Source organism: Staphylococcus sp. M0911 (assembly GCF_003491325.1).
In the GTDB taxonomy this organism is placed as follows: domain Bacteria; phylum Bacillota; class Bacilli; order Staphylococcales; family Staphylococcaceae; genus Staphylococcus; species Staphylococcus warneri_A.
The window spans coordinates 1,910,693-1,930,792 of record NZ_CP022881.1; the positions used below are offsets into that span (position 1 = coordinate 1,910,693).

A 20,100-nucleotide genomic window follows, 5' to 3' on the forward strand; every position below is an offset into this window, starting at 1 on the left:
GAATGCGTAATTCGTTTTGTAAGTTGAAAATATAGGGTAAAAGATATTTAGTGTAATATTGGGGAGGAAAATAATATGGACGAACTAACTAAAGAACAAAAATATACCATCGCAAAATTTTATAAATTATACATGGAACGTTCTAATGATGGACAAACTGAACAAGAAGCCAATCATTTTAAGGATTCTATAACGACTCAAGATGATTATTTTTGTGATCGAAATTACGATGACTTTGTTAAAAATTTAAAAGTTCTAATTGAACACGGTTATATTGATGGTCAAATTGAAGATAACCAAATCAACGATATCAAAATGACAACAAAAGCATTTACTGATATTGAAAAAAGTTTTGGCTAATACAATTCATCTATCATTAAGTCAATATATGTTCGATTTGTTTGGAAATGAATTTCTCTATAGGAGGTATAAAGAACGTGGCAGAATGGAAAATTAACAATCAATCAAAAAAGACAATTTGCAATCCAACGAAATGACAATGAAATTTCTATTGTTGAACCACAAAATAACGAAAGTTTTAAAATACTAGCTGAAATCGACACACATAATCAAATTACCCATGTACATGATCCCCTACTATATGTGTCAGCTGATACTCATAATGCAGAATTAAATATCTTTGATCATTCATAAGTGTTGTCTAAATATAGAAAACAAAAATTTAATAGCACACATTGAACAATACACAATATTTTTGATTTCACATCTTTTCTAATACTCATATCATTTTCAAATTTAAATCTTTTGTAATTTTAAGTTCCATTCAACTATATAAAATATATAACTTGAAGTTTAATTTTCCTTTTCTAATTATCAATATAATAAAGTGGTAAAAGGCTTATATTTATGGTAATCTTAATTTGTTAAACTTTGTGAGTGTTTAACATTACTTCTTGTTAGCGTCAACTTAACTTTAATTTTCGTCATTATTAAAGTTAACGTTGGCGTTTTTTTTAATTATAATAAAATACTTTGAATTATCATTACATTTCTTTATACAAATTAATAAAAATATTCACAATTTTGAAAAAGAAAAAGATGTAAAATAACAATAATATGTAGTAAACTTAAGATAATTAAGAATCTTAGGAGGATTATATGAAAAAATTATTTTGGTTGGTTCTATGTAGTTTTTTAGTTTTAGGTGCATGTAGTCAAAGTGATCATGATTCAAAACAAGATGAAAAGAAATCAACACAAAAAGATAAAAAAGACTCTAAGAGTAGTAATGATGATACAGTCAAAAAAGTGAAGGATAGTGCTAAAAAGAAAGACAATCCTAAATCACAAGATGACAAAGGAAATAAAGAACGCGTAGATGGTGATAAAGCAAATTAATCATCGTACTTAAAAATCTCAGCTTAGATGTTAATTACATTTAAGCTGTTTTTTCAAACACTTAAGCAAAATCCAACAAAATTGTACTTAATTGTATTAAACTCTATTTAATATCAATTTTGTACTTTAATAGATAGCCAATTGTTATTTTTGCGTAAACCATGTTGTAACATCTTTATGATAGTAATCCTTATTCATATACATAACTGAGGAAAGGATGTGATTAACATGAGAGACACAAAATTTAGCCAGGAAGAACTAGAAACAATTCAACGTTTCTATAATTCAAGAAGACGTACAGTTTGCTGTTCAAATCCTAAACTTAAATTTTCAGAAGATGTGTTCTTTATTCCTACAGCAGCAAATCAATCTAACGGCATCGAAGCTTTCGCTACGTATTGTGAAAACTGTGGACAAACTAAAATTTTTAATCTTAATGTTATGCATAACGCAAAATTTTAAATTAAAATCTTTTAAGTATTAACATTGATTGATAGTTTTTTGTTTTATATATTATATTTATACTAAACACTCCCAGTTTCATTAATGAACTGGGAGTGTTTTACATATTTAAATAATTCTAATTAAATAATGGCATAAAAAAAGCAACCATAACGGTTGCTTTGAAAATGTTATTACATTTTTACGACATTAGCTGCTTGTTCTCCACGATCGCCTTCAACGATGTCGAATTCAACTTTTTGTCCTTCTTCTAATGATTTGTATCCTTCTTCAGCGATTGCTGAGAAATGTACGAATACGTCGCTTCCATCTTCTCTTTCGATGAAACCAAAACCTTTTTCTGAATTAAACCATTTAACTGTACCGTTATTCATATAGAATACCTCCGCGTGCTTTTGCACTAAATATTTGTAACAAATTTCATTGAATCAAAAGGAGTGTATTCTTATAAATAACTCTCAATTAACTTCACGTACTTGATTACTTAATTACAACTATACGCTTATTTTGAGAAAAGTAAAGCCTTTTTAGTAAATTCTTTTAAATTTATTTTATTTTCAAAAATTGTGAACTGCTATTTGTATTAAAATCAGCTTTAAATTAATCTAATACTTAGAATTTATAAATGTGATTTATTTTATATGCAAAATAGTTTCTAAGTAAGATTTCTTCTAATACAAAGAGAGGATTTGATTACTTTGCATTGAACATTTCGTTTAATATATTAATACCTTGGTCATATACTGATTCCATTTCATATACATATGGGTGAATATCATCCATATTTACATTTTCACTAATTAAGCATTCCCTAGCTAATAAATAAAACGTTCTCATAGGAGCAATAAATTCAATATTTAAATTATTATAATAATCATGAATATGACAATAAAAACTGAGATTGACTAATAAATGATCCACCTCATTCAATAAAATCATTTTTTCATCATTGACATTGCACGACGAATTTTTAAGTAAGATTTCATATAGATTCGTAAGTTTCATATAAAGACTTGTCATATTTCCTTTTAAAAAGCGAAACTCTTTATTTCTTATCATATTAATATCTCACCTGCCATCATTAATAAAATTTATAGGGTAATAACATGCGGTTTCACATTAACATCATGATTAGCTATTACTTCTACACAATTTGGATCATCCGACATTCTTTTAACCCAATCTAATGATATTTGAGCATCTTCTTTATCTACCAATACACTTGGGAGTATATTTTCTTGCCATGATTTTGCAGCGTAACCTACATCAGTGGCTAATAGTATGAATTTTTCACTATTTTCATTTTTTATAATTGTTGATGCTAGTCCCTTACTATGCCCTGGAACCCATACCATTGTTATAGTACCATCATCAAATAAATCGAATGATCTTTTTTTTCGGTCCTATGCCAGTATTGTCAAAATGGAATGTATTTAAATGTACGCCTTTCCATTCATGAGGTAAATAATGTATTTTATCGTTTGAAATGGCTTCATATTCATCTTCACTTACTAAAATATTTTTAGCATTTTTAACTAATCTCAATCCATCCGCATGATCACAATGCATATGACTCATTAAAATGTAATCAATATCACTCGGTTTATAACCTAATTTGATTAATTGTTCATGCACTGCTTGTCCTTCAGGTAATTCAGCTTTGTTTATTGGATATTGGAATGATAAATTCTTCAATTGATGTTTTCGATTATCCGTATGCCAACCTGTATCAATTAAAATAAGACCTTTAGGATGTTCAATTAAATATACTGACACAGGTAGTTTGATTTGATGTTTTTTAGATCTCAACATTCCTGTCCAAGCCATAGGAGGATTGGAATCATAAGCAAAAGGTAGTGCTTCATCTACAATAACTTTTCCTGTATATATTACATGTACTTTTATTTCTTTGTTCATTTTAATTTCATCCTTTTTGTATAATTGATTTAATTTCGTACATATGATTAATGATATTCTCTAGGTTATCTTCACTTAAATCCAACTTTTTCTCTAAACCTTTATAAAGTAACTCTTGTCTGTTTTGATAAAATTCATATCCCTCACTAGTTAGAGAAATAAGCTTTTCTCTTTTATCAACTGAATTTACTTTTTTTACAAATCCTTTATCTTCCATTTTTTTAATTCTTTTAGTAATTGCTGTTTTATATACACCTTGTCTATATGCAATGTCCTTCATTGACATTTTTTTATTTTCCATAAGTAGTTTAAATACACCCATTTGCTCTCGTGAAATATCAATGTTTTGTTCTTCTAAAACTTCATTTATTTGTTTACTTAATTCTATAAACGCTAAATGTATTTCATTAAGTTGCTTTAATGTGTTTTTGTTCATTTAATTCTCCTTTCAAAGTAGTTTACCGCGGTGAACTATATTACAAATGAAAATTAACAAATAATGTGAAGCACCTTAATAGTACACCCAGGTGAACTTTATATCAAGAAATTATTTTAAATAAGTTGGATAAAGCCACCAAAATTTTTTATATTTTAGATGGCTAATATCTCTCTATGCTTCTTCGTATTGTTTAAAATATGCTTCATCTAAATGATTGAGATGGATATTCTCTATTTGCAATGTGACATGTCTTAATCCATATTTTTCTTTAAGTAATTTAGAAACTTTATTTATTGTTTCATAAGGAGACTTAATATATTCATCACTAAGTACAACATGCGCACTTAAAGAACTATGATTGGTTGTTATGCTCCATAAATGGAATTCATGAACATCAATGACACCTTCTACTGATCTCATATCTTCAATAATGATATCTGTGTTGAAACCGTCAGGCACACGTTCCATTAATACTTTCCATGCATTTTTAATAATTTTAAATCCACCATTAAATATAATTAATGAAATAATAATACTAATAATCGGGTCAATCATATTCCATCCCGTTAAATAAATGAGTACTACTGCTACAATGACACCTACAGAGTTTAATAAATCACCAAAAAAGTGCCATAATGCGCTTTGTATATTAATATTATCTTCTTTTCTTAAAGACGCTACTAAAATCAATGTCAAAACAACATTAACGACAAACCCTAAAATAGCTATGACAACCATAAGACCACTTTCTACAGGTCTTGGATGAATAATTCTCATAATCCCTTCATACATAATACCTAGTGAAATTACTATAAGAGCCAAACCATTTAAAAAGGCCACTATAATTTCTAATCTCATAAAACCGTAAGTATAATTCTTAGTAGGTGCTTTACTTGCAAAATATATTGCTACCATGGAAAGTGCTAAAGCAAGCACATCACTCAACATATGAAATGAATCTGATAACAATGCAAGCGAATTAGATACGATCCCTCCTACAAATTCTACTATTGTAAAAAAGAGCGTGATAATTAAAGATAACCATAATGTTGTCTTAGAACTATTTTGAAATTTACGATGTTCAACATGATGAAAATATTTTGTTTGATTATTCATAGATAGTCTCCTTCGATAGAAACACAACAATCTTATCCAGTTTCTTAAGTAATATTTTAATCATTATTTTTTTCCTTCTTATTTTGGCTATATAGGTTCAGTATTATAAAAACAAATACTGGGAAGAAGATAATGAAAAAAGTCATATCAATTCTCCTTTTACTAGAATGCAACTCATTAAAATTATTTATTTCATTCTTTCAACTTTATAGTACCAATTGTTCTATATCAATTCAAAATTACACGAATAACTTTATAGTTTCTATTTATATATCAGATAAAATTGTCTTATATAACAAATTAGTATCTATACAATCTATTGTCATTTTAAAATTGATAAAAAGCAATTTAAGTTATCAACCTTTATAACTAAAAGTGATTACTAAAAACCCTGTCATAACAGTATTATTAATATATATGTAAATTACAAATAAAGGAGCTATGTTGAATGGAAGAAAACTATAATGAAGAACAGCAAAGAAAACAATGGGAACAATTTCAAGAATTTCAAAGACAACAAGAAAAGCAAAAGTATGCAAAGTCTAAATCTAAGAAACCATGGATGTGGGTTGGTGTAGGTTGTCTCGTTTTCTTTATTTTAATTATTATTGGCATTGTTGCATTAACCTTTGGTATGAATGGTGGATTCAAACATCATGCTACCGGTACAAAAAATTATAAAATCGGTGATACCATTAAAAACGGTGATTTAGAAGTTAAAGTTAAATCAATTGAAAATACTAAAGCTGTTGGACCTTCAATTGCACCTACTAATGCGAAAGATACATTTGTTGTCGCAGATGTTTCAATTAAGAATAAGGGAGACAAAGCATTAACAATCGATAGTCAAATGTTTAAATTAAAATCTGGAGATAAATCATTTGAAGCAGATGCCACTGGTTCAGTATCTGCTAACCAAAGTGATGACGGAAGTATCACTAATTCATTTTTCTTAGAACAAATTAATCCTGACAGTACTGCTGAAGGAAAAGTTGTCTTTGATGTTTCTGAAAAAGTTGCTAATACTAAAGATAAAAAACTAGAAATCACATCTAGCTTGTTCAGTGCTAAAAGTATAACTGTTGATCTATCAGATGCTAAAACATCTACTAAAGATAAAAAAGATGATGATGCTACTAACGACGAAAGTACTTCATCTGCCACATCAGGTTCAGCGGATGACACTTCATCAAGTAATACCGGTAATTCAACTTCATCATCTGCATCACCTTCATCAAACACTGGCAGTCATCAAGACGCTAGTAGTAGTTCGTCAAAAGCAACACCATCTAAAGAAGATTCATCATCTTCAGCACCGAAAGAAAGTGAACCTCAAGAGTCAAAATCAGCTGTACCAAATAGTGAAAACACACCAAAATCATCTAATGACGTTACATCAAATAGCGCGCCTTCAAGTGCACCTAGTGACAGTAGTTCAGAGTCAGAATAAAATATTAACATCGTGATCACATTAAAAGATAAATACGTACCAAATCAATGCCACTCATTTTCGGAGTGGCATTTTTATATTTTGAAATATTGCCCTGATATGATATCACTTTAAATTTGATATCGCTATACGTTAGAATGACACCACAATGTTATTAACACATTGTAGCCAAATAATATAAATGAAGGAGATTGAGACATGAAGAAACCCTTTTTTATTTTATTATCAAGTTGTTTAATTTTAGGCGCTTGTGGCAACCAAGATTCTGAACAAAAAGATGAACATAAAAAAACTGAACATAAAAAATCAAATGACTCAAAAAAAGACAAAGAAAACTCTAAAAATAAGCGATCTAATGACCCTAAGAAAGATAATATCAAAGATTACGACGAAGAAAAGAAAGATTCAAAAAAAGATAAGGATAAAAAGAAAGATAAAACTAAAAAGCAATCTTCATCTCAAAGCAAGCCTAAGCAAAATAAACAGACACCTACTCAAAATAACGGGCAAAATGCACAACAAGGAAGTCAATCCCAACAGTCTAATGGTCAAAATCAACAACAATCACAATATCAGCAACCACAACAATCTAATGGCCAAAATCAACAACAATCGCAATCTCAACAACCGCAACAATCCACTAAACAGAATACACAACAACCACAATCTAGTGGTCAGAACACAATGCCCGCTTCAAATTAACTATAGTTAAAACATAGTAATCCGAACTAACTATATTATATTGAAACCACGATTCAAATCCCACTTTCCTAACATATTAGGAGTGGGATTTTTGATTATCCAAAAATATAAATATTAGTATAAAAATAACCCACAATTCTAGGAATTGCAGGTTAAGTCGTACACTCTAATTCTATTTTTTTATCAATAAATCTTTAATCCTTTAATGATTTAAAACCTCTTTTAACATCTCTGATTAAATCGCTAGACCCTAACCAATTAGAAATCGTTGTCATGATAAAAGCTATTATTTTACCTATCAAATCCATACATATGACCTCCATAGGCTTTTAATAATATTTACCACGAAATAATAGTAATGTAACATAAAACAATCCTAATCTAATTTAAAACGAAATTACATAACATTATGCAATATTAAATAAGGTGTCCTTTCATTTTCAAAGGACACCTTATTTTTTACTTTTTACCAAAGCTTCGAATATTTCTTATTACTTTACTTACCCGACGCCACCACAAATTATGTCTTTCTTTCACCTTACTTAAAGTAATCATATCTTCCTCTAAGATAACAAAATCAAGATTTGCATTTTCTTTCATATGAACAGGATTGGTACTTCTTGGAAGTGGTAAAACACCAATTTGCAAGTCATATCGAATAGATAATTGTGGTACAGATACGCCATATTTATCAGCAACGCGTTTAACAACCGGATCGTTTATCAGTTTGCCTGTGGCATTAGGTGAATAAGCCATAATCAAAATATCATGCTTTTCACAGTATTCCATAATATCCCTAGGTGTAAGTCCAATATGTACTTCAACTTGATTAACTGCAGGTTTAATCTTCCCGTTCTTCAGAATATTTTCTAAGTCTGCTATTTCAAAGTTAGAAACACCAATAGAACGAATCTTACCTTCTTCTACCGCTTCTTCCATTGCTTTCCATACTGCAAGATTTTCATCAAAATATGGCTTAGGACTACCTACAAGAAGTTCTCTCCAAGGTTTCGGCGAATGAATTAATACTTGATCAATTACTCCAATATCCAATCTTTCAATAGAATTCTCAATACAAGCTTTAGCGCCTTCATAGGTTTTTACCTCTGGCGGAATCTTTGTAGTGACAAAAATATCTTCTCTTGGAATACTAGATTCACGAATTGCCTTACCTACACCTTCTTCATTTTCATAATGAATAGCAGTATCAATATGACGATAGCCTATTTCAAGTGCCTCTTTCACTGCTAATATCACATTTTCATTAGAAATTTGCCATGTTCCAAAAGCAATTTTTGGCACTTCTAATTGGTTATTTAGTGTATATTTTTCTTGTAATACCATAAATATCTTCCTTCTTGATTTGTCTCGTTTCATTTCTGTATTTTCTTTGCATTAATGCTATATTTCAATGTCGCATTGATAGAGAGAAAGAATCTGTCACTAATTTTTCAACTAAATGGTATTCTTCTTTTCACCAAACAACTGATTTATAACTACTGTATCCCACCTATTAAATAACGTAGTGCCTCCATTGCCTCTTCTTTATCCATCTGATTTTTGCGAATAAAACTCCAGTCCAAAATCATATGAATGGTGTTGGCATAATGTTCTGACATCTGATCATATGATAATTGATACTTTTTAGAAGGTGGACAAGTTACTAGAATAGTATAAATCTGTTGCCTAATATATTTTCTTAACGATTCAGCAAATCGGCCATCATTAGTATTATGTGTCATAATTTTTTCAATATTATCTCTGTATCCATTTAAATAGTCGTAACAACGCTCAAATAGTATATAAGGTCTTTTTTCTGGCGTAAGTGAATCATAATTGTCAACGACCATATCACTAGCTATTCTTTGCCAACAATAATTTAAAAGATCATTAATATCATCAAAATAATTATAAAAGGTTGCTCTTGGATAGTTAGCTTTCTCACACAACTCATTAATAGTAATTTTCTCCAATGGTTTAGTTTTCAATGTCCAAAAGAGTATTTTAGCAAATTCTTTTAATGTTCGTTCTGCAAACTTAGTCATCTTTTTATTTGTATCGTATTTCATTTATTCAAGTACTTTCCTTTTTATAATCGTCTGATATCTATTTGTATGATACCGTCTACCATATAGTAATACAAGCACCATCTTGTTGAATTCGTCTATCCTTTTGCAGATTTTAAAATATGTCTATCTATGTGTTTTCATAAAAATTTTCTACAAAACAATAAAAAAGCTACCATTGAAGGTAACTTTTCAATAATAATATAAGTTCTATTTTAAATATGATAAATATATTGCTATTACCACTAATACTAATGCAATTGCACCATGTCCAAACATATTAATTTTAATTTGCGTTTTATTCAAGCTCTGTCCCCTATTCATACGCTTATAATTTAATTGATATAAAAATGTCCAAAACGTTGCATATATTAATATAAATAATAATCCTAAAATTATTGCCACATATATACTAATATTAATCACCCTTCATATTATGATGTGATATTACATTCAATAAACAATATAAGAGTTCACCTATTTTGCTTGGCGTTAATAATAATAGACGCTATTCCTAAACAAAATAAAAAGAAAATCATCAAATAAACAGCCATATTATCCGTCTTGATATAAAATTTAAACAGAATAAATGATAATAACGCGACAATAAAGTAAACAGGAAGAAAAGATTTTTTCCAAAATAATGAATCTTTCATAAAATCCCCCTCTTATACATAGTATTAATCTTCAGATGAATCACCCATTAATTGATATATAACATATACCACAACCACAATAATCGTAAGCAAGTCAAACGAATGTATAAATGCATCGCCAAATGAATGATCTAACCAAAAGAAACGAATTAAGAATAACAAAATTGATTGAAATAAAATAGCAAAGAAAATATTAATTATGGATTTAGCTAATATAAAATTATAAACAATATATATCATTCCTAATATGGTAACAGTCCACATTAATATATGAGGTAGCATCTAATCATCCTTTAATAAGCGTTATAACAAAGTCATAATAATGAATTATTTAGCTCAATGCTCTACGAATTCAATTATTTTTATTAAATTGAGCATTAATATAAATTAATAAAATACCAATCAATATAAACATCAAATGTCCTATTACACTAAAAATTTTAGATTGGTTCAGATTTAATAAATGGAAAATAATTGGTTGCAATATGATTAATAATAATAGGTACAAACCTAATTTAATTGAAGTAAAATACTTTGCCATATTAGCACCCTCTTTTATTAAAACATTAACAAACTTTAGTTGTTCCGTCATCAAAGTGATGAAGTTAAATTATTCAATGATATTTTTAATATTTCATAACCATTAATATAAATGGTCCCTTTATAACACTTATGTATTAGAATTGGACACTTAAGAAATCCACAACAACTCTATATGAATTACTCTAAACTGAAAATATAGTCCAATTGCAAGATAAAACTATATATTTAGGAGTGAACAATCGTGTTCGAAAATAAAGATGATATTACATTACTATATCAAGCTATTTCAGAACTAGCTGAAATCATAGGTCATCATCCCTACAACACAAAATCAATTAGCCTTTTATGTTTGGATTTAGGTATAACACTCGAAGAATATCAAAAAGTACTGATAGCATTCTTAAAATTAGCACATAGTAAAAATACAGAAGAAATAGAAATAAATGATTTTAAAAAGATATTAATTCAGTATATTGAAAAATATGATGACCTTACAGATTCTCAAACATTACGATTTATTGAAGGCTATGCACGTAACTATATTCCCGAACTACTGCCATACGCTGAGAAACTTTATCATGAAATACGCGTATAACTAAATGAAGTTGATTGGTGCAATACACTATTTGTGAATCAAAACAAAAAAGCCCACAACCACATGGGTTGCAGGCTATATAATGGAGTCGGCGAGAGTTCATTAATGCCTTTATCTATTCGTGTAGAAATCGCTATAAGTATTGTCATAGCAATGTTTAAATTGTCTAATAAGTTGTGTGTAAAATATTAAAATTGAAAAAACACAAGATATTTGGGGCAATGAATAGCATTATCTTTATATCAAATTTACAGTTCTGAATATAATTTATTAATATAATCAATTAATGACTGTTCGTTCCTAAAGTATACGTTACTTATATATTTATTAAGGTCGTTAATACATTTTATATTCAGTAAGAAAAGAAGAGCAGTCATCAGACTGCTCTATTTTTATTTATTTTATGATACTATTTATTAATTCAACATATAACTCACTATTTTTATAACCCTCTAATATATCATTTACTTGTCTCATTGGAATTTCTGGTACTTCTCTAATGTTTTCCAATTTTGTTTTGAATTGTTTTTTTGTTACTTGCTCTTTATTAGTAGCCAATTGGAACAAGTAAGAATCTAACATATTAATTTCTTTATATGAATACATATATCTTAATAACATTAAATCTCTAGTTTTTAAGTTTGGCGCTAGTTCTTCTTGTAATTGTTCTATTGATTGTTTCATTAATAACAATCTTGTTTCTAATTCTTCATTATTCATTTTATCACACTCTTTTTATATTAATGCTTGACCAACTTGAGAAACCCAAAATCCTATGCTTCTTACAGTAGAATCTTTAATACCGGTTCCCATCAAAGCTTGCGAAACTTGTCCTTGTACATTTCCCCATGTAGCTTCTTCTTGTTTTAATACATTATTCAATGCAGGATTTACATATTTATCCCATCTTTTTTCCAATGATTTTCCGGCACGAGGACTGATTTCTTTTACACCATTAAACACAGCTTTTTTATTTTTAATCATAGCTTTTATGACTTTTTTAACAGCGTATGATCCTCCAACTCTTTCAGATGTGCCTTCTTTTAAATTAGATGGTAAGTTATCAATAGTTTTTTGGCTAGTTCTTTCTGGATTTTTAAAAAATCCATCTAATATTTTATCATCTGTATTTAATTTTTCAGTAATTTGCTTAATATTTGTATTATCGTTATTTTGGGTAGTATCTTGCACACTTGCTATAGGTGTCGCAGTTGAAAGGAATAAAGCGCTCATTATCAATGTTCCAAGTATTTTACTCATTTACAATATTAAAATTCATTTGCTTTATATTTACTCCCAATCACAAAATTATATTCCCATAATCAACATAGCATTCTAAACAATAAATTCAAGTTTGGATAATTAAAGTTTTTGTAAATTGAAATTTACTGTCGGAGTTTAATGCAAAATCAACACTTAAACATTATAAAGATACACTTTCATATTCTTATTAACCCAAATTTTATATTCAAGTAATATAAATTAAAGGAGGAATAACATTGTTAAAATTGTAATTATTTTCTTATTTATTATTTCTCTTTATTCTGTAGATCTTTCTTTTAAATTACATTAATAATAGATCAAACTAGAGCTTTTACAAAAATGAAAATAATTTAAGGAATAAATACAAATAATATGACAGGTAATACTATTTTAGATCTGGCTACTTTTATTTGGGAACGTAAAAAAGGGAAGTTTTATATTAAAAATATAAAACAAAATGAAATAATAAACTTAAAAATCAATATATATTTTTAACAAGAAATATACTAAAAAGATAAACCTCTATTCAAATATGGTGATGAAAAATCATTTATACATAAATTAATTAGAATACATACTAAATTAGAAAAGCTACCAATCACGGTAGCTTTTCTAATATTTCCTCATATATCTGTTTTACTCTTTCACTACTTAATTTAAATATTTTTACAACTCTTTTAAATCACTATCATTCTTTTCATCGTCTTGACCAATGCTATCAATAAAAACTGGTGTCGCCATATTCATATCTATTTTATCAGTAAAGATACTAAGATAACGCCCAAGTAGGTCACGGGCTTTCAAACGACTACTCGCTTTTATAGGTACCTCAACTAATTCCACATGTTCGTTATATACGAGGTTCATGTGTCCTGTGTCGGGGTTCTTTTCAAATGAACTTTTCTTAACTACAACTTCTTTCACTTCAGTTTCCTCACTCACTGCTGAACGTGATAGCAAGTATAGTGTTTCTTTCGCAGTTAAAATGGTATCGTCTATAATCTCATCTTTCTTGCTTTGAATATAGTCTTTTACTTTCTCATTGCGCAATAATCTTCTACCTGTTACATGTGTGCTATTTGAGCTATAACCGTTATTTATAGCGTTTTGAGTGCATTTTCCACTCATTCTTAATACTCTCTTTTCTACTTGTTTATTCGTCCTAATAATCACTACGTCTCTCTCAAATGACATATATTTTAGTTCTTTTATTCGATCTACATCGAATATTTACTACTAACCACATCACATACAATAAAAAGCCCACAACCACATGGGTTGCAGGCTATATAATGGAGACGGCGGGAGTTCATTAAAGCGTTTATCTATTCATGTATAACTCGCTATAAGCATTGTCATATCAACGTTTAAATTGACTAATGAGTTGTGTGTAAAATATTAAAATTGAAAAAACACAAGATATGTGTGCACTTTACTTTTAATAAATTTCTAGCTACATCTTTTTTGAAATGTTTTACTTTAATACTCAATTATGAGTGATTAATTTAGCTGGTTTATATTCCATAATTACTATTTTATTGTTTAGCCTTTTTTTCAGATAAGGTATATATCTACAATACCCAAAGAGCCCCCACCTTTTCTTATGGTAGTCAAAGTAATTATATTCATTTATAACTTTCATTTTATTTGGTAAAACTTTATCCAATTCATTTAAATCATTGTATCCATATTTAAAAACAGGTTGTGAGGATAATTTTGATACAGATTTATGTCTTTTTGTATTATTTGCAATTGTTTTTGAGCAAAATTCAATCGCAAAGACCAAATTATGATCTCCAAACTTTTTAATAATAGTATGTAATAATTTAGTCATTACACTCTCATCAAAATACATCAATACACCTTCAAAGATAAACAATATATTTGACTTACTATTAAAAAATTTATAATTTTTAACATCTTCAATCCAACTGTAATCCAGCATTGATTTAGCTATCATCTTATAACTATCTGTTTCTTTAAAAAATGTTTTTCGTATTTCTATTGATTCAGGTACATCTAAATCTATCCACGATATTTTTTCTTTATTAAATCTTTGAAACCTTGTATCTAAGCCACAACCTATATTGACCACAATCAAATTTTTATTATCCTTGATAAGCCTTTTAGTAACACTATCTATTATCACAGAACGTATACTAATTCCAATTTGAGACATATCATCACATGTAACATTTTTGTACATATCATCTAAACCATCAAATATTTTTTTAGATAGTGCGTCTTTTATTATTGGTTTTTCGTATTCGTACTCTTTTGCTCGAGCTATCAAAGGAATTAACATTGATTCGGGAATTCCATCCAGTCGTTTCATTTAATCACTCCTTAAAAATATTATTATTAATACATTAGAAATTTTTATAACTTATTTCTAGTGAGATTTATTTAAAATTTCTTTTTTTAATTTACTTCTCAAATGTTCTAATGTAATAGGATCTGTGAACCAATAATCTTCTGCTTTATATGAAATTACATGTCCTTTTTTTACAGCTTCAATATTCTGCCATGTATGTGTTTTTTCAAAATCAAATTTCCCGTATGAAGGCTTACTTAAAAATATATAATCACCAGCATATTTACTAATATTTTCTTTTGAAATCGAAGCATAACCTTTTTTATCTTCTTGTAATTTATCTTTATATTGCTTTGTCATTGGCATACCGAATGCATCATGAACAATATCCAAACCACGACCCCATGTAGAGTTATATATGTATATTTGCTTTTCATCTGGTTCAAACACAGATGCTGTTGCTTGACCAATTTTACTTTGAATTTCTTTTTTATCTTTTCTAGTTTTATCTTCCCACTCTTCAATCCATTTTTTTGCTTTATCCTCATTATTAGTCAACTTGCCTATTTCTTTTAATATTTCTTTATGATTGTATTTATTATATGTATATGGGACTGTTGGCGCTATTTTTTGGTATTTTTTAATATTTTTATCCATAGCATCTACAACAATTAAATCGGGTTTTTCTTTAGCAACTTTTTCAACATCATTTTCTCCAATATAATCAACCCCTTTTAAATAAGGTTTTAAAATTGAAGAATCTTTAGTTATATCTGAAACAGCAATTGGTTTGATTCCTAACTTTATAAAATCACCAACATAAAATCCAGTTAATACAGCAACTCTTTTAGGTTTCTCTGGTACTTTCAGTGTTTTACCATTTTCAATTTTATAGTCTATAGTCTTTGTCGAGTCACTTGTTTTATCGACAGATGTTGAACACGCAGTCAAAATAAATAAACTACATAATAAAATTCCAATTAATCTTTTCATAATATCATCCTTTCACTTTTAATTGATATTCATTTTCTATTATAGATTTTTAAAAATAATAGTCAATACTTATACCTATCCTACTCGATGATATGAATGTATTTCGTTAAGCCATAATTAACTTATACATTATTTTTAACGTATTAGAGAATTTTTATTATCACATGAAAGCTTTTTGATATAGAAGTTTGTGAATAAAAAATAGGCAAGTACCGAAGTACCTGCCCAGAAAAGGATCATTCACTTTTTTACTCTAACTGATTTCTCCACATAAGTCGCTTAATAACTGACTAGTTGGAACAGAACCATTCAATGTTCTAATAGGCAAGTAATAACGTTGCCCCTCCCATTTATATAATACCCTTAAATAATATTTATATAACTAATATATGCAATTTTACAAGGCTCAAAATTGAGTTCTGCCGTTAAATTCATAAACATTTAGTATGGAATTTTAGTTTCACCATTTGATGTTATGTGTTCTTTGGTGCGTTCTGGTTCGGGAAGAGTTGCGATTTCGTATAAAATATTCATTGATTTTTTCGACGTCGAAATTTCTTCTTGATGATTTTCTACTATTGTTATAAATTTACTTGCTTGCGATTTATTCAAATTAACTTTTTCAAGCCACTTACCAAACTCTCCGTGTGCTAAATCGTTCTCTTTCACATGTTTTAGTCTTCGACCAATCTCGAAAATCGACTAACCAGCCTTTGATGATGTCGAATTTAACAATGTAATATATACATTTTGCATACATAGTTATTAAAACTCATTTCCCACTGCAACACGGGGCGTTTCTCAGCGTCTTAAAATACAAACAACGTCACTCGTAAGTGACATTAAAAAATATCTTTTATAACATATCCAGTATTTTTGTTTGATCTGGAAAATTCATTTTTGTATATAGGTCATCTATAGTAATTGTATAGAAAGAATGTGAATAATTACTTATTAGTTTATCCATGTTTTTCATCAATTTTATGTAATCATGTTTATTCAAAAATAGACATAGTGAAATCAACAAATCGAATACATAACTACCATTCATTGTAGGAACGTATTCTTTATCGTATATTTTGTTATAATTGGCGAATATATTAGCTCTACTTTTAGCCCTGTCTATTTTATAATCATACAATCTTTCTTCATGCGCACACACGTTACGAAACATATGTGCTTGTTGTAGTATACTGTCTACATCTGATGGAGTTATTTGAACACGTGTTTTATAATCTCTTTCCAATTTCCTTTTATAGTCTTTAGCAACTTCCAATCGAAGATCATCATCCAAATTGGAATACATTTTTGAAACATTACCTAAAGTTAAATAATTCACCAATATCCATAGTGGCACTCCATTATGAGTATTAATATAATGTTTTAATGGTTTATTTTTTCTATTACTCATAACCGAGCTAAATGTAGCAACCATTTTCACGATGCTATCTGTCTTACTTGTGTCAGATGAATAATTTTTAAAGTATAAATATGAATGTGGTTCTCTATATTTTTCGCTAAAATAATATGAAATTCTTGATTTAATATGAGTTTCAAATACTAACAAATACTCTAATAAAACATTCCTAAATTTTCTATCTAGTTTGTATAAAGAAAAGACTTCTTTAAAATGAGTACCTTGCTTATATTTATCAGGAACCAAAAAATTACCATTAACATCTAGTTCTAAAAATAAATCTTTATAACCATTTATGATATTATAATAATTTTCATTTTCTAAATCTCTTTTAGCACTACTCGGTACTTCCATTCCTCTTCTTCTTAGAATTTTCAATTGTTTATTATGACTTTCAAATGGCTTCATAAATTTACCCCTATAAAAGTAGCCATAACCCGAATAGAGTTATGGCTAGATCGTTATATATATAATACATTTAATTTTATCGGTTGTAAATAAATAAGAAATAACAAAAAGAGATATTTTACACAATTACTTCCTTTGTTTTATTGCTACTCCTCAAACCCACCAATATTATCAATAAACACTGGTGTCGCCACATTTAAGTCTACCTTTTCTGTAAACAAGCTATGGTAACCAATAAATTTATCATTTAACTTCAATCCTCTAACGGTATATCATCCACAATCACAGTATGGTTAGGATTAGCGTTAGATACATCTTTTACAGTTTTATCTAATTCCTCATCGTCTCCGTCCCACTCACCGATATTAATGAATATCGGCACATTACCGTTGATATCATGCTTATCTGTAAATAACTTATGGTATTTACCCAACATATCACGAGCTTTTAAACGATCACTAGGTTTAATTGGCACCTCTATCAGTTCAACATGTTCATTATAGACTAACTGTACTTTGCCACTTTGTGGATTCTCTTTATATTCCCCACGCTTGACCACAACTTCTTTAGTTTCTGTTTCATCACCGACTGCCGCATTCGTAAGCACATGTAGTAACTCTTTTGCAGTTAATACATTTTCATCTATAATCTTATCTTTTTGTTCTTGTATATATTGTTTGATGTGTGGTTTCTTCAATAACCTACACCCTGTCACATGTGCACTATTTGCGCTATAGCCTGCTTTTATGGCACTTTGTGTCACATTAAGTGTTCTAATGTATTCATTCACAAAACGCGCTTGTTTTGCCGTTAACTCACTCATTCTATCACCTCCACAATTTTATCTAATAAGGTTTCATACCATAATCTTACAGATTGTTCTGAATACTCTAAGACATTGCTAATATCTTTAAAACTACGTCCTTGTATTAAAGAATCGAAAATATAAAACTCTTTATCATTAGCTACTTGGTCAACAATCATTTCTAAGTGATTCTTTACAATATGATCATCAATGTTATCGTCTGCCATCCATTCATTAGAATTTTCATCACCTATTGAAAAGAATTCACCGGTATTTATTTCATCATCTATCAACACATCACTTCTAGTTCGCTTATGATAATCACACACGAAGCCTTTTATTTGCTTTTTATCCATTGTTACACCACTTTTACATATGTAGATTGGTGATATGCATTTACTCGTGCAATCTTACTGTTTTCAATTGCTGTATTTCTTTGTTTTTGACGTTCTGAACGTTGTTTAATACTTTCTCGGTACAAATCAACCTGTAAGCGTTCAATGACGTTGTAGGGCTTATATCGTCCATTTGAACGCATATATTTTACAACTTGCTTCTTCTCTTTTTCTGTATAAAAGGTAAGTACATTTTTCAGTAATGCCATATTACTTATAGATCGTTTTTTATAGTTTTGTAATCTTGCCTTTGTTTCAATAATTTGGATAACTAGTTTTTCAATTGGATATGAGACAGACACAACCCCCATTATTTCATCACATGTTGTGGTCGACGCACTCATATGGTACATACTTTCAATTTGGAATTCACACATCTTAATTTTTTTATTAATAAATGCTGGGTTAAATTGCGTTAATAGTTGATACTCAGATAATTTATTGTCGCCATTACGATAATATAAACAATTCTTCGTTTTAAGCAGTTTCATACGTTCACTCCTATAAAGAGAGCCTACCCAAATTGGATAGGCTATTTTTGATTTAAGCGTTACGGAACACTTCGTTATACTTACTTTGAATGTTAATAATTTCTATATCGCCATCACTATCTTTGATGACTGGTTGCCCGTTATTTTGTAACCCAAACTGTCTTAAAACATTATAGTTATACTCTAATTTTTGATATTCTTCATTATTTCGATATGGATAAATTACCTTTTCTACCAATACATCAAAGTAAGGTTTTAACCTTACATTTTCATCTTCAGTAAGACGACTTTCTATCGCTTTTTTATAGATATTAAGTTCATATACATTAGTGGTTTTAGGATTGGCATTATAAACAAGATTAAATAGTTCTTCTGCATCAATTAAATTTACTTTCGCCTCTATGTCTTGACGTTTCAACATTTCAACTTGTGGATTCTCATATGAAGATTCTTTCTCTTTTTGTTGGATTTCTACTATTTTTTCTTCATGTTCATCTAATAATATTTGTCCTAATTCTTTGAATTTAGATTGTAGGCTCAAAGCCTTATTATCCATTTTATTTTTAATAACATCCGTTTTATAGCCTTGTCTAATTAATGATTTCGTTTCTGTTATTAGATCTTCAAAATCTCCTAACAAATTTCTATAACGTCTATCATTAAAATATACATCCCACGTATCACCCGTGATTGTTGTAGTTGTCATTTA

The 20,100-nt window shown here is 28.7% G+C and carries 25 protein-coding genes and 3 pseudogenes; 6 read left to right on the top strand and 22 right to left on the bottom strand.

Annotated elements, in window-relative coordinates; genetic code table 11:
* Positions 1 to 75 precede the first annotated feature (75 nt).
* From ssp1_RS09235 to ssp1_RS09250, 3 genes are all read left to right on the top strand, one after another.
* Positions 76 to 360: a hypothetical protein gene (locus ssp1_RS09235; protein WP_075778045.1), complete on the top strand. Its 285-nt coding sequence runs from the start codon at positions 76 to 78 to the stop codon at positions 358 to 360.
* A 759-nt stretch (positions 361 to 1,119) separates the two neighbouring features.
* On the top strand, positions 1,120 to 1,359 hold the full coding sequence (locus ssp1_RS09245; RefSeq protein WP_002450874.1) for a hypothetical protein: 240 nt from the start codon (positions 1,120 to 1,122) through the stop codon (positions 1,357 to 1,359).
* A gap of 228 nt (positions 1,360 to 1,587) precedes the next feature.
* Positions 1,588 to 1,821 carry a hypothetical protein gene (locus tag ssp1_RS09250; RefSeq protein WP_075778044.1) on the top strand — a complete coding sequence of 78 codons (234 nt, stop codon included), beginning with the start codon at positions 1,588 to 1,590 and terminating at the stop codon, positions 1,819 to 1,821.
* Between the two features lie 173 nt (positions 1,822 to 1,994).
* On the opposite strand, the gene ssp1_RS09255 is transcribed toward ssp1_RS09250, so the two are convergent.
* The 5 genes and pseudogenes from ssp1_RS09255 to ssp1_RS09275 all read right to left on the bottom strand — a co-directional run bounded on the left by ssp1_RS09255 (position 1,995) and on the right by ssp1_RS09275 (position 5,293).
* Positions 1,995 to 2,195 carry a cold-shock protein gene (locus ssp1_RS09255; RefSeq protein ID WP_002450876.1) on the bottom strand — a complete coding sequence of 67 codons (201 nt, stop codon included), beginning with the start codon at positions 2,193 to 2,195 and terminating at the stop codon, positions 1,995 to 1,997.
* A 319-nt stretch (positions 2,196 to 2,514) separates the two neighbouring features.
* On the bottom strand, positions 2,515 to 2,880 hold the full coding sequence (locus ssp1_RS09260; RefSeq protein ID WP_075778589.1) for a hypothetical protein: 366 nt from the start codon (positions 2,878 to 2,880) through the stop codon (positions 2,515 to 2,517).
* 32 nt (positions 2,881 to 2,912) lie between these two features.
* Positions 2,913 to 3,738, bottom strand: a pseudogene (locus tag ssp1_RS09265) (N-acyl homoserine lactonase family protein).
* Positions 3,739 to 3,745: 7 nt separating this feature from the next.
* On the bottom strand, positions 3,746 to 4,174 hold the full coding sequence (locus ssp1_RS09270; protein WP_075778587.1) for a MarR family winged helix-turn-helix transcriptional regulator: 429 nt from the start codon (positions 4,172 to 4,174) through the stop codon (positions 3,746 to 3,748).
* A 174-nt stretch (positions 4,175 to 4,348) separates the two neighbouring features.
* The gene (locus ssp1_RS09275) at positions 4,349 to 5,293 is read right to left on the bottom strand and encodes a cation diffusion facilitator family transporter (RefSeq protein WP_075778586.1); all 945 of its coding nucleotides are present in this window, start codon (positions 5,291 to 5,293) and stop codon (positions 4,349 to 4,351) included.
* A 448-nt stretch (positions 5,294 to 5,741) separates the two neighbouring features.
* Between ssp1_RS09275 and ssp1_RS09280 the strand changes: the two genes are divergently transcribed.
* Positions 5,742 to 6,743, top strand: a complete 1,002-nt coding sequence (locus tag ssp1_RS09280; RefSeq protein WP_075778585.1) for a DUF4352 domain-containing protein — start codon at positions 5,742 to 5,744, stop codon at positions 6,741 to 6,743.
* Positions 6,744 to 6,941: 198 nt separating this feature from the next.
* Positions 6,942 to 7,445, top strand: coding sequence for a hypothetical protein (locus tag ssp1_RS09285; RefSeq protein WP_075778584.1), 504 nt, complete (start codon positions 6,942 to 6,944; stop codon positions 7,443 to 7,445).
* A 459-nt stretch (positions 7,446 to 7,904) separates the two neighbouring features.
* Here ssp1_RS09285 and ssp1_RS09290 read toward each other — a convergent pair whose 3' ends face one another.
* From ssp1_RS09290 to ssp1_RS09315, 5 genes are all read right to left on the bottom strand, one after another.
* On the bottom strand, positions 7,905 to 8,789 hold the full coding sequence (locus ssp1_RS09290; protein WP_002450883.1) for an aldo/keto reductase family protein: 885 nt from the start codon (positions 8,787 to 8,789) through the stop codon (positions 7,905 to 7,907).
* Between the two features lie 152 nt (positions 8,790 to 8,941).
* The gene (locus tag ssp1_RS09295; RefSeq protein ID WP_075778583.1) at positions 8,942 to 9,514 is read right to left on the bottom strand and encodes a TetR/AcrR family transcriptional regulator; all 573 of its coding nucleotides are present in this window, start codon (positions 9,512 to 9,514) and stop codon (positions 8,942 to 8,944) included.
* A 470-nt stretch (positions 9,515 to 9,984) separates the two neighbouring features.
* A complete protein-coding gene (locus ssp1_RS12060; protein WP_075778582.1) occupies positions 9,985 to 10,167 on the bottom strand; it encodes a hypothetical protein in 183 nt (60 codons plus the stop codon).
* A 24-nt stretch (positions 10,168 to 10,191) separates the two neighbouring features.
* Positions 10,192 to 10,449, bottom strand: a complete 258-nt coding sequence (locus ssp1_RS09310) for a hypothetical protein (RefSeq protein WP_002450886.1) — start codon at positions 10,447 to 10,449, stop codon at positions 10,192 to 10,194.
* Positions 10,450 to 10,519: 70 nt separating this feature from the next.
* The gene (locus ssp1_RS09315; protein WP_075778581.1) at positions 10,520 to 10,708 is read right to left on the bottom strand and encodes a hypothetical protein; all 189 of its coding nucleotides are present in this window, start codon (positions 10,706 to 10,708) and stop codon (positions 10,520 to 10,522) included.
* Between the two features lie 243 nt (positions 10,709 to 10,951).
* On the opposite strand from ssp1_RS09315, the gene ssp1_RS09320 reads away from it, so the two are divergent.
* Positions 10,952 to 11,305 (top strand): hypothetical protein, encoded by a 354-nt coding sequence (locus tag ssp1_RS09320; protein WP_107546757.1) that lies wholly within the window; start codon positions 10,952 to 10,954, stop codon positions 11,303 to 11,305.
* Positions 11,306 to 11,701: 396 nt separating this feature from the next.
* Here ssp1_RS09320 and ssp1_RS09325 read toward each other — a convergent pair whose 3' ends face one another.
* The 12 genes and pseudogenes from ssp1_RS09325 to ssp1_RS09385 all read right to left on the bottom strand — a co-directional run bounded on the left by ssp1_RS09325 (position 11,702) and on the right by ssp1_RS09385 (position 20,097).
* Positions 11,702 to 12,025 carry a hypothetical protein gene (locus tag ssp1_RS09325; protein ID WP_075778579.1) on the bottom strand — a complete coding sequence of 108 codons (324 nt, stop codon included), beginning with the start codon at positions 12,023 to 12,025 and terminating at the stop codon, positions 11,702 to 11,704.
* Positions 12,026 to 12,040: 15 nt separating this feature from the next.
* Entirely contained in the window at positions 12,041 to 12,538 is a 498-nt protein-coding gene (locus tag ssp1_RS11960; RefSeq protein ID WP_171970135.1) for a hypothetical protein, read from the bottom strand.
* 696 nt (positions 12,539 to 13,234) lie between these two features.
* Complete coding sequence (locus ssp1_RS09340; protein ID WP_107536308.1) at positions 13,235 to 13,696, bottom strand: terminase small subunit; 462 nt, start codon at positions 13,694 to 13,696, stop codon at positions 13,235 to 13,237.
* A 358-nt stretch (positions 13,697 to 14,054) separates the two neighbouring features.
* Positions 14,055 to 14,903, bottom strand: a complete 849-nt coding sequence (locus ssp1_RS09345; protein WP_096659584.1) for a class I SAM-dependent methyltransferase — start codon at positions 14,901 to 14,903, stop codon at positions 14,055 to 14,057.
* Between the two features lie 57 nt (positions 14,904 to 14,960).
* Positions 14,961 to 15,875, bottom strand: a complete 915-nt coding sequence (locus ssp1_RS09350) for an iron-hydroxamate ABC transporter substrate-binding protein (RefSeq protein ID WP_031922544.1) — start codon at positions 15,873 to 15,875, stop codon at positions 14,961 to 14,963.
* A gap of 253 nt (positions 15,876 to 16,128) precedes the next feature.
* Positions 16,129 to 16,230: pseudogene (locus ssp1_RS12065) on the bottom strand (hypothetical protein); the annotation flags it as partial.
* 92 nt (positions 16,231 to 16,322) lie between these two features.
* Positions 16,323 to 16,577, bottom strand: a pseudogene (locus ssp1_RS09355) (DUF3102 domain-containing protein); the annotation flags it as partial.
* 154 nt (positions 16,578 to 16,731) lie between these two features.
* Positions 16,732 to 17,700 carry an Abi family protein gene (locus ssp1_RS09360; RefSeq protein ID WP_000801979.1) on the bottom strand — a complete coding sequence of 323 codons (969 nt, stop codon included), beginning with the start codon at positions 17,698 to 17,700 and terminating at the stop codon, positions 16,732 to 16,734.
* Between the two features lie 253 nt (positions 17,701 to 17,953).
* Positions 17,954 to 18,523 (bottom strand): terminase small subunit, encoded by a 570-nt coding sequence (locus ssp1_RS09370; protein ID WP_001293076.1) that lies wholly within the window; start codon positions 18,521 to 18,523, stop codon positions 17,954 to 17,956.
* The gene (locus ssp1_RS09375; protein WP_107536097.1) at positions 18,520 to 18,861 is read right to left on the bottom strand and encodes a pathogenicity island protein; all 342 of its coding nucleotides are present in this window, start codon (positions 18,859 to 18,861) and stop codon (positions 18,520 to 18,522) included. The genes ssp1_RS09370 and ssp1_RS09375 overlap by 4 nt, the downstream gene beginning before the upstream one ends.
* 2 nt (positions 18,862 to 18,863) lie before the next feature.
* Entirely contained in the window at positions 18,864 to 19,391 is a 528-nt protein-coding gene (locus ssp1_RS09380) for a spore coat protein (protein WP_118828201.1), read from the bottom strand.
* Positions 19,392 to 19,443: 52 nt separating this feature from the next.
* Positions 19,444 to 20,097 (bottom strand): hypothetical protein, encoded by a 654-nt coding sequence (locus tag ssp1_RS09385; protein ID WP_000214169.1) that lies wholly within the window; start codon positions 20,095 to 20,097, stop codon positions 19,444 to 19,446.
* Positions 20,098 to 20,100 lie beyond the last annotated feature (3 nt).

What these genes read in the sequence shown, in the direction of transcription:
- ssp1_RS09375 (WP_107536097.1), bottom strand. Translation starts at nt 18,861, where the DNA reads ATGGATAAAAAGCAAATAAAAGGCTTCGTGTGTGATTATCATAAGCGA.
- ssp1_RS09340 (WP_107536308.1), bottom strand. Translation starts at nt 13,696, where the DNA reads ATGAGTGGAAAATGCACTCAAAACGCTATAAATAACGGTTATAGCTCA.
- ssp1_RS12060 (WP_075778582.1), bottom strand. Translation starts at nt 10,167, where the DNA reads ATGAAAGATTCATTATTTTGGAAAAAATCTTTTCTTCCTGTTTACTTT.
- ssp1_RS09295 (WP_075778583.1), bottom strand. Translation starts at nt 9,514, where the DNA reads ATGAAATACGATACAAATAAAAAGATGACTAAGTTTGCAGAACGAACA.
- ssp1_RS09345 (WP_096659584.1), bottom strand. Translation starts at nt 14,903, where the DNA reads ATGAAACGACTGGATGGAATTCCCGAATCAATGTTAATTCCTTTGATA.
- ssp1_RS09235 (WP_075778045.1), top strand. Translation starts at nt 76, where the DNA reads ATGGACGAACTAACTAAAGAACAAAAATATACCATCGCAAAATTTTAT.
- ssp1_RS09385 (WP_000214169.1), bottom strand. Translation starts at nt 20,097, where the DNA reads ATGACAACTACAACAATCACGGGTGATACGTGGGATGTATATTTTAAT.
- ssp1_RS09270 (WP_075778587.1), bottom strand. Translation starts at nt 4,174, where the DNA reads ATGAACAAAAACACATTAAAGCAACTTAATGAAATACATTTAGCGTTT.
- ssp1_RS09275 (WP_075778586.1), bottom strand. Translation starts at nt 5,293, where the DNA reads ATGAATAATCAAACAAAATATTTTCATCATGTTGAACATCGTAAATTT.
- ssp1_RS09250 (WP_075778044.1), top strand. Translation starts at nt 1,588, where the DNA reads ATGAGAGACACAAAATTTAGCCAGGAAGAACTAGAAACAATTCAACGT.
- ssp1_RS09255 (WP_002450876.1), bottom strand. Translation starts at nt 2,195, where the DNA reads ATGAATAACGGTACAGTTAAATGGTTTAATTCAGAAAAAGGTTTTGGT.
- ssp1_RS09360 (WP_000801979.1), bottom strand. Translation starts at nt 17,700, where the DNA reads ATGAAGCCATTTGAAAGTCATAATAAACAATTGAAAATTCTAAGAAGA.
- ssp1_RS09280 (WP_075778585.1), top strand. Translation starts at nt 5,742, where the DNA reads ATGGAAGAAAACTATAATGAAGAACAGCAAAGAAAACAATGGGAACAA.
- ssp1_RS09260 (WP_075778589.1), bottom strand. Translation starts at nt 2,880, where the DNA reads ATGATAAGAAATAAAGAGTTTCGCTTTTTAAAAGGAAATATGACAAGT.
- ssp1_RS09290 (WP_002450883.1), bottom strand. Translation starts at nt 8,789, where the DNA reads ATGGTATTACAAGAAAAATATACACTAAATAACCAATTAGAAGTGCCA.
- ssp1_RS09285 (WP_075778584.1), top strand. Translation starts at nt 6,942, where the DNA reads ATGAAGAAACCCTTTTTTATTTTATTATCAAGTTGTTTAATTTTAGGC.
- ssp1_RS09245 (WP_002450874.1), top strand. Translation starts at nt 1,120, where the DNA reads ATGAAAAAATTATTTTGGTTGGTTCTATGTAGTTTTTTAGTTTTAGGT.
- ssp1_RS11960 (WP_171970135.1), bottom strand. Translation starts at nt 12,538, where the DNA reads ATGAGCGCTTTATTCCTTTCAACTGCGACACCTATAGCAAGTGTGCAA.
- ssp1_RS09310 (WP_002450886.1), bottom strand. Translation starts at nt 10,449, where the DNA reads ATGCTACCTCATATATTAATGTGGACTGTTACCATATTAGGAATGATA.
- ssp1_RS09325 (WP_075778579.1), bottom strand. Translation starts at nt 12,025, where the DNA reads ATGAATAATGAAGAATTAGAAACAAGATTGTTATTAATGAAACAATCA.
- ssp1_RS09350 (WP_031922544.1), bottom strand. Translation starts at nt 15,875, where the DNA reads ATGAAAAGATTAATTGGAATTTTATTATGTAGTTTATTTATTTTGACT.
- ssp1_RS09380 (WP_118828201.1), bottom strand. Translation starts at nt 19,391, where the DNA reads ATGAAACTGCTTAAAACGAAGAATTGTTTATATTATCGTAATGGCGAC.
- ssp1_RS09370 (WP_001293076.1), bottom strand. Translation starts at nt 18,523, where the DNA reads ATGAGTGAGTTAACGGCAAAACAAGCGCGTTTTGTGAATGAATACATT.
- ssp1_RS09315 (WP_075778581.1), bottom strand. Translation starts at nt 10,708, where the DNA reads ATGGCAAAGTATTTTACTTCAATTAAATTAGGTTTGTACCTATTATTA.